Consider the following 12,237-nt stretch of genomic DNA (forward strand, 5'->3'; position numbering starts at 1 on the left):
AAGGTTTGACCCTCCCTATAAAACGCTGTAACTGTTATACAGTAAGGGTTCTAGCCTCTAATATTATTATCCCATATTTATATCAACTTGTTATAGTACTTATGTACGTATTACACAAAATTACTTTACGTAGTATGTTGACACGGGTTAAATTTGGGTTAAAGTAGGTTTTATAGAGTTTGGGTTAAACCCATAAATTTCCTAGAAGTCTTATATAGTATCAAAGCGGGTAACGCGATTCGAACGCGCGACATTCACCTTGGCAAGGTGACGCTCTACCACTGAGCTATACCCGCAACTTTCATCTAAAATCTAGAATCTCAGATATATTTTAATTTGTCAACCCCTAATTTAAATTTAGTGCTGAGTGCTTGGACTCAGCACAATGCAAGGGTTTCAGCCTATTTCTTCTGACTCTGCGGACAAGTTGCTCAAATTTTTACCAGAAAAAGATGCTGGCAAAGACTGCCCATTGTGGGGGTATGACTCGGTGAGATTAGAGCGCAATTGCCGCATCAGGGTAGCCATTTCTAGAGCGTTCATGGCGTAGTCCCAGCCATGATTAGCTTTAATCCCGGCTCGTTCTAAGGCTTGCTGCATAGTATCCACTGTTAAAATGCCAAAAATCACCGGCACACCAGTTTGAAAGCTAGCAGCAGCAATGCCCTTAGCAACTTCAGAAGATACATAATCAAAATGAGGTGTTTGTCCCCTGATCACAGCACCCAAACAAATTACAGCATCATAACGATGGGAAAGTGCTAGTTGTCTGGCTACCACAGGTACTTCAAAACTCCCAGGAACCCAAACATAGTCAACCTGACTCCCGTAGGGATCTGGGTCTACACCGTGGCGTTTCAAGCAATCTTGACAACCCTCCAGCAACTTCCCGGTAACGAGGTCGTTGAATCGACCAATAACCACTGCTAACCGCAACGGTTCCGTTTGAACAAAAGTTCCTTCAAAAACTGCCATGACTGCCTCTTCATCAACTATACAGTAGCCAATATACATTTCGTTTTTAAACGCCGAAGAGCAGGAGAGCACATTTAAGTTAATAGAACAAGAAAACCGGAAAATCTTGTTCTTGGCTCTTCTGCTCCTGTAGTTCCTATGCTGTTTTCAAGGGATACCAGCGATCGCTTAAACTACAAAAAAGTTCAATATACCCACTAGAAGCACTAAAGCAATCCAAACTCCAGAACCAAGCCACAGCAATTTTTTCGATTCCACCCAATTTTGCGGTGTAGCATAGGCAACAGGAACGCCGATCACCAATACAAAAGATGCCACAACTAAAGATATCAAAGCGAATTGAAATATTATGGTCATTTTCCTTCTCTCAAACTAGCACAAATAATTCTCAATTTGACACCTCCCCTGGTTGAAACACAGGGGATTTTAAACTGATGTTGCTACGCGGTCATCAGACAAGCTACGCAACGTTCACCATATGATTTAATAAATCATATTCTCCTGGGAGTGTCAAAGCTCCCCTACTCACCTTGACTAAGATTATACTTAGCTGTGTGACTAATTGAGTTGGCATCTTATGGGTTTTTCACCAATTTGTGGATGCTTTTTTTATTTTAACTGAACACAAATGCTTCGTAAATACTCATCGCTTTTTGTTAGGGATACGACAGGATAAATCCTGTTGAGCCGCGTTTCATCTCATGGGCTTTAGCCTAGGGGTTCTCACGCTCCCACTATGTTTTGATAGAATATCCTAAAGGGCGAAACTTAAATTTCTTACTTACTTGTTAAGCTAGCGGAAATTGCCTCACCAGAGTAACTCAATTTTAGTTGGTAGTGAGGGTTTGAGTCTTGCTCAGTCACGCTTGTTAATAACTATGGACTTAATTCTTTGTCACACAACCGCCGATTTTGATACACTAGCGGCTGCGGTGGGGCTTACCTGCCTGTTACCAGGCAGTAAGATTGTACTAAGCGGAGGCGCACATCCACCCGTCAGAGACTTTTTAGCACTGCACCGGAATGAGTATTCCCTGATTGAAAGACGCGCGGTTAATCCTGACAATATTCGTTCTATAAGAGTTGTAGACACACAACAGCGCCATCGTCTGGGTAAGGCTGCTGAATGGTTAGAATTACCCCATGTTAAAGAAATAATAGTTTATGACCATCATTTAAGTCAACATATAAACATCCCGGCCACAGAATCTCACATTGAACCCGTGGGGGCCTGTACAACTTTAATAGTCGAACAATTGCAGCAACAGCAAATTTCCCTGACTTTATCTCAAGCCACAGTCATGGCTTTAGGGATTCACGTGGATACAGGTTCATTAACATTTGACAATGCCACCCCTAGAGATGCCCTCGCCTTAGCTTGGTTAATGCAGCAAGGAGTCAGTTCATCAGTAATTTCCACCTATCTTGACCGGGGTTTATCCCCTCAACTACAGCAGCTATTAACCACAGCACTGGAAAAATTAGAATATTTTTGCTTACGCGGATATACTCTTGGCTGGGTAACACTGCAAACAGATGATTTTGTGCCGGGGTTATCAGGTTTAGCTTCGCAACTGATAGAATTAACGGAAATAGATGCCTTACTACTGGCAAACCAATACACTAATAAACCAGGTGACTTGCGTTCAACAATCATCGGACGCAGCCAAATTCCCGGTGTCAATCTCCATCTTTTATTCCAAATCTTTGGCGGTGGTGGACACTCTCAAGCTGCATCATTAAGTTTACGCCAAGTAGACACACAGCAAATATTACAACAACTTCTAGACAGCATCAAAGCCTCAATTCCTCATCCGCCCACCGCGAGGGACTTAATGTCCTCCCCTGTCCGCACCATTCGCCCCGACACCACAATTTCCCAGGCACAAAGCATATTATTACGCTATGGACACTCTGGTTTATCTGTAGTTGAAAGTCAGGGAGAATTAGTGGGAATTATTTCCCGACGGGATATTGATATTGCCCTACACCACGGATTTAGTCATGCACCTGTCAAAGGCTACATGACCACTAAAGTTAAAACAATTACACCAGATACCATCCTGCCGGAAATTGAAGCCCTGATGGTAACTTATGATATAGGACGCTTACCAGTATTGGAGAAAAATCATTTAGTAGGAATTGTCACCCGTACTGATGTATTGCGGGAATTACATCAAGCCCACCCAGAAAATAAATACACAATACAAAATACACAACACCAAATCAACTTTAATACTGAGTTACAAAGTCGCCTAGCCCCCCAACTATGGCAACTACTCACCGTAGCATCCCAAGCAGCCCAAAAACGAGGTTGGCATCTTTATCTGGTAGGCGGTGCTGTGCGAGATTTGCTGTTAGCTGAATCAGCCGCAGGAACATTAATGATTACAGATATAGACCTTGTAGTTGACGGCTTTCACCAAGCAGCAGATGTTGGTGCGGGAGTAGAACTAGCAAAAGCACTCCAGGAAATTTATTCAGGGGCGCGGTTAGAAATTCATGGTGCTTTTCAAACTGCTGCTTTACTATGGCACAAAGACCCTGAATTAAACTCATTATGGATGGATATTGCCACCGCTAGAACAGAATTTTATCCTTACCCAGCTGCAAATCCTGAAGTTGAAGCTAGTTCCATTCGTCAAGACCTATATCGCCGGGACTTTACCATCAACGCCCTAGCCATCCGCCTCACGTCTCCCCGTCCAGGAGAATTACTCGATTTCTTCGGCGGTTTACTAGATATACAAGCCAAGCAAATTCGGGTTTTACACCCCAATAGCTTTATTGAAGACCCTACCCGCATTTATCGGGGTGTACGGTTCGCTGTACGCTTTGGATTTGAGATTGAATCACAAACAAAAGAATTTATCCACTATGCCATTAACAGTGGCGTTTACCATCGCACCACCGAAACAAACATCAAAACCCCAGCCCTACAAACTCGACTCAAAGCAGAATTAAAATACATCCTCCAAGCCCCTTATTGGCAATCAGCCTTAGAACTACTCAATCAATTAGGGGCGTTGCAGTGTATTCATCCCCAACTCAACCTAGATAAATCACTTTTACGACAGTTGCGACTGTTAGAAGGTTGTTTACGAAGATTTGACCACCAACAAGCCCTGACACAATGGGAAATGCGCCTAGAAGCCTTAATTGCCCACTTAGAACCACAATATCGCGGGAAAGTAGCCCAGAATCTCCATCTACAAGAAAATGCTATTAAACGCCTGCAAAACTTAGATCAAGCCCAAACTAAGGTGATGGAATTATTACCAACTTGTCAGCATCCCAGTCAAGTAGTGCAATCACTACAACAGTATGACTTACCCATGCTGATTTTAATTGCTTTGCCGAGTCCGCGATCGCTAAGACAGCAGATATGGCATTATTTAAGAGTTTTAGCCAATGTACAGCCCATACTCAATGGTCATGATTTAAAGCAATTAGGCTACAAACCAAGCCCACAATATCGGCAAATCTTAGATCATTTACTCGCTGCCACCTTAGATGGAATAATTAAGGATAGAACTGGGGCTGAAGAGTTTTTAATCAAGCACTACCCTAATCACTGATCTCTAAACTGTATCAGGGTCAATATCTAACTCTCGCAGTTTGGCCGCCAAACGCTCGGCTTTTTGTGCCGCAAGTTCGGCTTTTTGTACCGCAAGTTCGGCTTTTTGTGCCGCAAGTTCGGCTGTCTCTTCCGGTGTCGGCACTAATTCCCCATCATGGGTAAAAAATCTTACCATTTCTTCATAAACTCCCAGATATAACCCTAGCTGGTGACTCCACAAATGTCCTTGTTCATTTGCTTCTAGCGGTTGATATTCTCCATCTACTAAATGAAATCCTGCCAACTCTAATGTGTATGGGTCATACCAAAAGTAATCAGGTGTGCGGAAAGTATCTTGATAAATTTGCTTCTTTAATTCTTTGTCTGTCTTGGCTGTGGAATTAGAAATAATTTCCACAATCACATGGGGATATTTACCGTCTTCTTCCCATACCACCCAGCTTTTGCGAGTTTTGCGTTCTGTTCCCAACACCACAAAAAAGTCCGGACCGCGAAAGTCTTGTGATTTGCGTTGATGGGGGCTGTAGTAAATAGTCAGGTTTCCCGCCGCGTAAAAATCATTTCTCTCTCGCCACAGCCATTTTAAGCATTTCAGCAAGAGCATCATTTGTTCTAAATGTAGTTCAGTTTCCAAGGGGGGTTCATCACTATATAAATCACCAGAGGGAAAGATCACATCATTACAGATGCCTGTTTGAGATTCTAATTCAACAGCAAGAGTCATAGAATGAGTCCGGCATCATACATTTATGGTTTGATTGTAGCAGGGTAATGGTGAGGGATGGACTGGCGTTAGCTGGTGGTAATCCCAGATGCGATTGGCCACACATCAATCAGATTCACTTTATCTAACAAGATGTATAAAATATATATGTTAAAAAAATTGGGAATTTATGATCTCTAGTTTTCCAGCAGAAGTCGCAAAGCGGTCAGGCAAGTTATAATTCTCTTGCGGAGCAACGTAACAAAAATTTATGAATAAACCTCTTTTACAAGCCTTTTTTGTGGGCAGAGCTGTGGCAGAAGTAATTAATGAGCGCTTAGAGGTGGCTATTACAGACGCTTTAAGCGATTTAGGCAAATTTGACGCCGAAGTTAGAGAGCAAATGCACCAGTTCACACAAGAAGTCCTGGAACGGGCAGAGCGAGCAGCAGAAGCTGCTAATGCTGGTGAAACCGCTTCTAGGGGCGGTCACTCCAGTTCTGATTCTGTTGACTTACAAGCAACCATAGATGAACTAAGGGCAGAAATTGCCCTCTTGCGAAATGAATTACAACGTTATCGCAGCAGTTCTGTATAAAGTTGTTTGTTTAGTCAGTACACATGACGCTGTGTTTTTTCATCCAACTGATTTGGTTAAAAACCAACGGTACAAAAAAAATATGGAAACAGGTTATTCAGATCAAGCATACCGTTGGAATCGGGAAAACTACTCTAGCAGACGGCGGTTTGTGGACATTTGGTCATTTGTCTTGACCTTAATGTTCAAGCTTTGGCGTTACAACAAATCTTGGAGTTACCCTGGTGGTGTCACTGAGACCAAACAAGTTGAACGACGCAAAGCCCAAGCCGTCTGGATTCGTAACACACTACTGGACTTGGGACCAACTTTTATTAAAATCGGGCAGTTGTTTTCTACCCGTGCTGACATATTCCCCGGCGAATATGTGGAAGAGTTGGCCAAGTTACAGGATAAAGTGCCTGCCTTTAGTTATGAGCAAGTAGAAACGATAATTGAGCAAGAGCTAGGCAAGAAAATTCCCGAATTATTCCAGAGTTTTGAACCTATACCCCTGGCGGCTGCTAGTTTGGGACAAGTACACAAAGCAGTACTACACACTGGCGAAGCAGTTGTAGTCAAAGTACAGCGTCCTGGACTCAAGAAGCTCTTTGAAATCGATTTACAGATTCTCAAAGGCATTACCCGTTACTTTCAAAACCATCCTAAATGGGGACGGGGGCGAGATTGGCTGGGGATTTATGAAGAGTGTTGCCGTATTCTCTGGGAAGAAATTGATTATCTCAATGAAGGTCGTAACGCTGATACATTCCGCCGTAACTTTCGCGGCTATGAATGGGTAAAAGTCCCTAGGGTTTATTGGCGTTACGCTTCACCTAAAGTATTAACTTTAGAATATCTCCCCGGAATTAAAATTAGTCAATACGAAGCTTTAGAAGCCGCTGGTTTAGACCGCAAAGTCCTGGCACGTCAAGGCGCTCAGGCTTACTTGTTGCAGTTGCTAAATAACGGCTTTTTCCATGCTGACCCCCATCCAGGCAATATTGCTGTTGGACCTACTGGGGATTTAATCTTCTACGACTTCGGTATGATGGGGCGAATTAAATCCGATGTGCGTGAAGGGCTAATGGAAACACTCTTTGGCATTGCTCAAAAAGATGGCGATCGCGTTGTCCAATCTCTGATCAATCTAGGCGCTATCGCACCTACAGAAGATATGGGACCTGTGCGCCGTTCTATCCAGTATATGCTGGACAATTTCATGGATCAGCCTTTTGAAAATCAATCTGTGGCCGCTATCAGTGACGATCTGTATGAATTAGCTTATAATCAGCCATTTAGATTTCCCGCCACCTTCACTTTTGTGATGCGGGCTTTTTCCACCCTGGAGGGGGTGGGCAAAGGCTTAGATCCGGAATTTAACTTTATGGAAGTTGCCCAACCATATGCAATGGAACTAATAACAAATATGAATGGTGCTGATAACAATAGCTTTATCAATGAGTTAAGTCGCCAGGCAGTCCAAGTTACTACAACTGCTTTTGGGCTGCCCCGGAGACTAGAGGATACACTAGAAAAATTAGAACGTGGAGATGTGCGGGTGCGTGTCCGTTCCATAGAAGCCGAACGCCTACTACGTAGGCAAAGTAATATCCAACTGGGCACAAGTTACGCTTTAATAATTAGTGGATTTACTCTTTCTGCCACAATTTTATTGGTTAATCGTTATGTATGGTTGGCCGTGCTAGCTGGTTTAATTGCCGCCGCAGTTTCCTTTATGCTAATTCGCTTGCTATCACGCCTCGACCGTTATGACCGAACCTATTAATGAATCGTTGTCAAAAATTATGAAACTTAACTTTACGGGTTCCACTGATCCGGGGCTTGTTCGTTCTAGTAACCAGGATGCTTATCATATCGATCCCAATGGGCGATTTTTTATTGTTGCTGATGGTATGGGTGGTCATGCAGGAGGCGAACAAGCAAGTCGCATCGCCACGGAGGAAATTAAAGAGTTTTTGCTCTCCCACTGGGATGCACCAGACCCCACTCCTACATTACTAGAAAACGCCCTCAAAAAAGCCAATCAAGCTATCATAGAAGACCAGCAACAGCACCCAGAACGATCTGATATGGGTACTACTGTGGTGGCTGTGATTTTTCGCTCTCCAGATTCTCCTTGGTGCGCTCATGTTGGTGACTCTAGGTTATATCGGTTTCGGGAATCTCAATTACAACAGGTCACAGAAGATCATACCTGGGTGGCTAGAGCAATCAAACTGGGTGAAATTACTGAAGAAGAAGCCCGAAATCACCCATACCGTCATGTACTGTCCCGTTGTTTGGGAAGGAAAGAGTTACATCAAGTTGAACTGCAACCTCTAGATATTAAACTAGGCGATCGCCTAATTCTATGTAGTGACGGTTTAACCGAAGAACTGAACAATCAGAATATTGCTGAACAGCTCCGCAATTCCCCAGTTTTGGAAAAAGCCTCCCTTGCCCTCATCGAAGCCGCCAAAGAAAAAGGGGGTCATGATAACATCACAATTGTGATGGTTTCACTATCAGAAAACCCTCCCCAATAGTGAACCTGTGCAATTTTGGATTTTTACCACCCAAAAGCGGATCAGGATAATTGATGTTTAATCCGTTTCTATGAAAACATAGTGGGAATTGAAAATCCAAAATTGCTAATTTGCTAACTTATATTTTTTGGTACATATACTTAACAATTTGTTCAGCCTGAGCATTTTTTTTATTTACAACCTGATAAAAATACTTTCAACCGACAACTTTATACACTGGAGGCTAACACTGCACAATTTAACTAGTTATACCGGCTAAGAATGATTTTTGCCCAAACCTCATTATAGCAAACCCTGGTTATACATCAATTGGTTGAAGTGCAAAATATCAAAGCCGGAATTTTACCCATAAGGATGTGGGCAATTGGCCAAACAATTGTTATCTTTCTTAATATAAAGATGCAACTGTATCCAACACATTGTCCATCTTATTATACCTTTGCTAATTCCGTAATAAATCTAAATTTCCCGCGTTGTTTTTCTCGGAGTATCTTATGAACCAACCAATCCAACTGTCTTTAGAACAGCAATTTAGTATCCGCTCCTTTGCTAACCAAGTACAGCACATGAGCAGCGAACAAGCTAAGGAATTTTTGGTCAAGCTTTACGAACAGATGATGGTCCGGGAAGCAACTTATCAAGAGTTGCTCAAGCACCAGTGGGGCTTAGATTCAGGTTCCACTATGGCATAGATTACTTTGGTTTGTGTGTCGCAGTGGGCGACCTCCTTCTCTTGCTCAGTTCCAAGGAGGAAAGGAGCCAGGGTTGCTGGGGCGTCAACTCACCTAGATAATCAAATACCAACCATGCCAAAGCTAAAGGCGTAATTTCCCATCCACTCATAATTATATTTTTTATAAATCAAGCTTACAACTAGATACACATTTTGCTTAACAAAATTTAACATCTAGCAAGTGTGAAACTGAGATGCAGCATTACTGGTTGAAATTGCCAGATTTGCCCGCCTATGTGATGCATTGTTTCACTTAGCCGATAAATCCCTGGCAATTGTTTCCAACCTAGCCAGAATTTTAGGTTTAATTTTTTCGTACTCACTTTTAAGTAAATCTTTACTCATTGTGGCATTGGCAGTTACTTCAGAACCTTTACTCATTGCTACCCACTGTTGCAATCGTTGGGGCTGGGCTGGGTCAATACCGGATTCTAAAACCTGAAAACAGCGTTGTGGTGCTTGCTTGGCAAAGAATAACAAATAATAAGAACCTGCTTGTGCTATTAGGGAAGCAATATCTTGACCAAGACTAGTTTTCATATCTAGGTAATAAGGTAACCATTTAGCACCATTTTGGCGATTGTAAATCACAGTAATCCAGAGCAGCATAGGATAGGGAGTAGCAATAAACAAAAATTGATTATAAACATGACAAATTAGGCGTTTAACAATTTCTTCCTGTGGTAGCATCACCCAGAGGGCTGGCAGCATCTTCCCATTGAACCGAATAGATTTCGGGAAAACAATATCAGCAATTGGTTTATTAGCAGGCCAACAAGCAGAGTTAACAATATCAAACTCATCCTTGGCTTTTTTCTTCGGCTCCAGCGCACAGCTATACAGTGAAGTGGTGTGCAGGCGAGCATCATATTCTAAAGACTCTAAAATCTGGAGAATATCACCGATGCTTTGGGGGCGATCGCTTGGTAATTTAGCCAAACAACTCATCACTAAACTTTGGGCTGGTTCGGGAATTTCCAGGTTAGGAGCAGCCTCAGCAAAGGAGAGTGGTTGTTGATGGTGATGTGTTTTATACCATGCACTAAACGACTTAGTTGATGGTGATAAAGGCATTTTGCCTGTCAGCATTTCAAACATCATCACCCCCAAACTGTAAATATCAGTGCGTTGGTCTAATTCCTGACCGTCCATTTGTTCAGGAGAGGAATAAGCCATGGTTCCTAAATAGTATTTACTCTGGTCGCTATCAGCCTGTAGTAACTTAGCAACCCCAAAATCTAGAATCTTGATTAATTCACCAAAACTAGGATCTTGAATGACTAAAACATTGCTGGGTTTGATATCACGATGAATAATGGGGTAAACCATACCATCAACCGGGATACCATCATGAGCGCTCTGCAACCCCAAGCAGATTTGACGCACCATATTCAAAAATCTGGGGAAAGATAGACTTTTTTGGTAGATAATGTGAGTGAGGCTATCTCCTTCTAAGTATTCCATCACATAGAAAGGAGTGTTATTTTCATCTAAACCGTAGTCCATAACTCGGACAATGTGGATGCTTTTTTGTCCCAATAAAGCACAGGTTTTCGCTTCTTGCTCAAAGCGCTTTCGGAACTGGATCTTTTGATTTTCTATGGACAGGGATAAAAACTTGACCGCTACAGGTACGCCACCCAACAAAATATCCTGAGCAAGATAAACCTTACCCATAGAACCACTACCAATTAACTTTTGAAGCTGGTAGCGTTGACTAAGTAAGCGACCAATGTTGGGGTCTGACATGGGGGAATTAAGACTTATATACTTCTAGTTTGCCTAATTTTCACTGAGTAAATATCGCCTGTCAAGGAAACACAAACAGTAAAGAACGATAGTTGATATTTTTCTAACTCGTTCTTGATAAGTGAACTTCTCCCAAAAGTATTTCACCAGGTGCGCCAGTGACAGCAGGTAAATTACCGGGAAGCCCCAGTTGTCGCCAGTGGGCTAAAACAGCAAAGGCGATGGCTTCTTTAAAATCCCCATTCAATCCTAGTTCATCTGTAGTCAAAACTGGTGCTGATGGCAGCAATAACTGTAACCTTTGCTTCAAATAAAGATTACGACTTCCTCCACCGCATAATAACACCTGCTGGGGCATTTGGGGTAAAAAGGTATGATAACTATGAGCAATAGAAGCGACTGTCAGTTCTGTGAGTGTAGCCAGTAGGTCAGCAGGGTTGAGTTGGTACGGCGCAGCATCTTGTAAACAGTGATGTAGGTAAGCCACACCGAATAATTCACGACCTGTAGATTTAGGGGGGGGTAGATGAAAATAATCTTGTTTCAGCCATTCTTCTATTAATGAATAGCAAGGAACACCATTAGCTGCCCAGTTACCATTTTCATCATAGGACTTAGCACCATTAGTTAAATGTTGTACTGCCAAATCCAGTAAACTATTTCCGGGTCCAGTATCCCAACCGCGAATTTTTCTCAGCCAGTCATCACTACGAGGCGGAATGTAAGTAACATTGCCAATTCCACCAATATTTTGAACACAACGCCCATGAAGAGAATCACTTAATAAAAAAGCGTCTACTCTCGGTACAAGGGGCGCACCATGACCACCGATATTTATATCGCCAACACGAAAATTACTCACAGTAGTAATTCCTGTCAGATGGGCAATTAAAGCACCGCGACCTAATTGTAAGCTATAACCTAGAGCGTGGGGAGAATTAAAATCCAAGACATTTTGAACTTCCTGTACGGCTGGTCGATGGTAAACAGTTTGACCGTGGGAACCGATCAAAGTTGCTGGCTGATGACCGACTTGGATATTTTCAGCAGCTTGAGCAAAGGCAAAGGCGATGGCATCATCTAATGCTGCCAATTCTGCCATGTCTATGGCAGCACCAGCGCCAAGGGCTAAAATTTTTCCTCTTAATTCAGGATTGTAGGGATAGGTTTCCCCTGCTAATAAAGAAACCTTCAAATCCACATCACTACCAGTAATCTCTACCAAAGCAGCATCTATACCATCTACGGAAGTACCGCTAATTAAACCGATAACACGAACAGGTACGGTAACTTTGATGATTTTGTCCATTGCAATAGTATACTCAATTTATATTACCGTTGTTTGCCAAATATTCAGTTCACACTGCCTAC

General features: G+C 42.5%; 10 protein-coding genes and 1 tRNA gene. 5 read left to right on the forward strand and 6 right to left on the reverse strand.

The genetic code is table 11. The features are described 5' to 3' along the window. Positions 1-224: 224 nt before the first annotated feature. From NWP17_RS11155 to psbZ, 3 genes are all read right to left on the reverse strand, one after another. A tRNA-Gly gene (locus NWP17_RS11155) sits at positions 225-296 on the reverse strand. Between the two features lie 100 nt (positions 297-396). Next, complete coding sequence (ribH, locus tag NWP17_RS11160; protein ID WP_280654986.1) at positions 397-975, reverse strand: 6,7-dimethyl-8-ribityllumazine synthase; 579 nt, start codon at positions 973-975, stop codon at positions 397-399. 168 nt (positions 976-1,143) lie between these two features. Further along, positions 1,144-1,332: a photosystem II reaction center protein PsbZ gene (gene psbZ, locus NWP17_RS11165; RefSeq protein WP_280654987.1), complete on the reverse strand. Its 189-nt coding sequence runs from the start codon at positions 1,330-1,332 to the stop codon at positions 1,144-1,146. A gap of 521 nt (positions 1,333-1,853) precedes the next feature. Between psbZ and NWP17_RS11170 the strand changes: the two genes are divergently transcribed. Continuing rightward, positions 1,854-4,553, forward strand: coding sequence for a CBS domain-containing protein (locus NWP17_RS11170; RefSeq protein WP_280654988.1), 2,700 nt, complete (start codon positions 1,854-1,856; stop codon positions 4,551-4,553). A 3-nt stretch (positions 4,554-4,556) separates the two neighbouring features. On the opposite strand, the gene NWP17_RS11175 is transcribed toward NWP17_RS11170, so the two are convergent. Beyond that, positions 4,557-5,279: a Uma2 family endonuclease gene (locus NWP17_RS11175; protein ID WP_280654989.1), complete on the reverse strand. Its 723-nt coding sequence runs from the start codon at positions 5,277-5,279 to the stop codon at positions 4,557-4,559. Positions 5,280-5,529: 250 nt separating this feature from the next. On the opposite strand from NWP17_RS11175, the gene NWP17_RS11180 reads away from it, so the two are divergent. The 4 genes from NWP17_RS11180 (at position 5,530) to NWP17_RS11195 (ending at position 9,076) form a co-directional block, all read left to right on the forward strand. Next, positions 5,530-5,856 (forward strand): DUF6825 family protein, encoded by a 327-nt coding sequence (locus tag NWP17_RS11180; protein ID WP_280654990.1) that lies wholly within the window; start codon positions 5,530-5,532, stop codon positions 5,854-5,856. 82 nt (positions 5,857-5,938) lie between these two features. Further along, the gene (locus NWP17_RS11185) at positions 5,939-7,624 is read left to right on the forward strand and encodes an ABC1 kinase family protein (protein WP_280654991.1); all 1,686 of its coding nucleotides are present in this window, start codon (positions 5,939-5,941) and stop codon (positions 7,622-7,624) included. A 19-nt stretch (positions 7,625-7,643) separates the two neighbouring features. Further along, entirely contained in the window at positions 7,644-8,384 is a 741-nt protein-coding gene (locus NWP17_RS11190; RefSeq protein WP_280654992.1) for a Stp1/IreP family PP2C-type Ser/Thr phosphatase, read from the forward strand. Positions 8,385-8,878: 494 nt separating this feature from the next. Continuing rightward, positions 8,879-9,076, forward strand: coding sequence for an NblA/ycf18 family protein (locus tag NWP17_RS11195; protein WP_280654993.1), 198 nt, complete (start codon positions 8,879-8,881; stop codon positions 9,074-9,076). Between the two features lie 290 nt (positions 9,077-9,366). Here NWP17_RS11195 and NWP17_RS11200 read toward each other — a convergent pair whose 3' ends face one another. Next, the gene (locus NWP17_RS11200) at positions 9,367-10,866 is read right to left on the reverse strand and encodes a serine/threonine-protein kinase (RefSeq protein WP_280654994.1); all 1,500 of its coding nucleotides are present in this window, start codon (positions 10,864-10,866) and stop codon (positions 9,367-9,369) included. A 103-nt stretch (positions 10,867-10,969) separates the two neighbouring features. Next, positions 10,970-12,175 (reverse strand): anhydro-N-acetylmuramic acid kinase, encoded by a 1,206-nt coding sequence (locus tag NWP17_RS11205; protein WP_280654995.1) that lies wholly within the window; start codon positions 12,173-12,175, stop codon positions 10,970-10,972. Between the last annotated feature and the right edge of the window lie 62 nt (positions 12,176-12,237).

The organism is Chrysosporum bergii ANA360D (genome assembly GCF_029891735.1).
Classification (GTDB): domain Bacteria; phylum Cyanobacteriota; class Cyanobacteriia; order Cyanobacteriales; family Nostocaceae; genus Umezakia; species Umezakia bergii.

Excerpts from the sequence above, each read along its gene's own strand:
- ribH (WP_280654986.1), bottom strand. The coding sequence starts at position 975 with ATGGCAGTTTTTGAAGGAACTTTTGTTCAAACGGAACCGTTGCGGTTA.
- psbZ (WP_280654987.1), bottom strand. The coding sequence starts at position 1,332 with ATGACCATAATATTTCAATTCGCTTTGATATCTTTAGTTGTGGCATCT.
- NWP17_RS11170 (WP_280654988.1), top strand. The coding sequence starts at position 1,854 with ATGGACTTAATTCTTTGTCACACAACCGCCGATTTTGATACACTAGCG.
- NWP17_RS11175 (WP_280654989.1), bottom strand. The coding sequence starts at position 5,279 with ATGACTCTTGCTGTTGAATTAGAATCTCAAACAGGCATCTGTAATGAT.
- NWP17_RS11180 (WP_280654990.1), top strand. The coding sequence starts at position 5,530 with ATGAATAAACCTCTTTTACAAGCCTTTTTTGTGGGCAGAGCTGTGGCA.
- NWP17_RS11185 (WP_280654991.1), top strand. The coding sequence starts at position 5,939 with ATGGAAACAGGTTATTCAGATCAAGCATACCGTTGGAATCGGGAAAAC.
- NWP17_RS11190 (WP_280654992.1), top strand. The coding sequence starts at position 7,644 with ATGAAACTTAACTTTACGGGTTCCACTGATCCGGGGCTTGTTCGTTCT.
- NWP17_RS11195 (WP_280654993.1), top strand. The coding sequence starts at position 8,879 with ATGAACCAACCAATCCAACTGTCTTTAGAACAGCAATTTAGTATCCGC.
- NWP17_RS11200 (WP_280654994.1), bottom strand. The coding sequence starts at position 10,866 with ATGTCAGACCCCAACATTGGTCGCTTACTTAGTCAACGCTACCAGCTT.
- NWP17_RS11205 (WP_280654995.1), bottom strand. The coding sequence starts at position 12,175 with ATGGACAAAATCATCAAAGTTACCGTACCTGTTCGTGTTATCGGTTTA.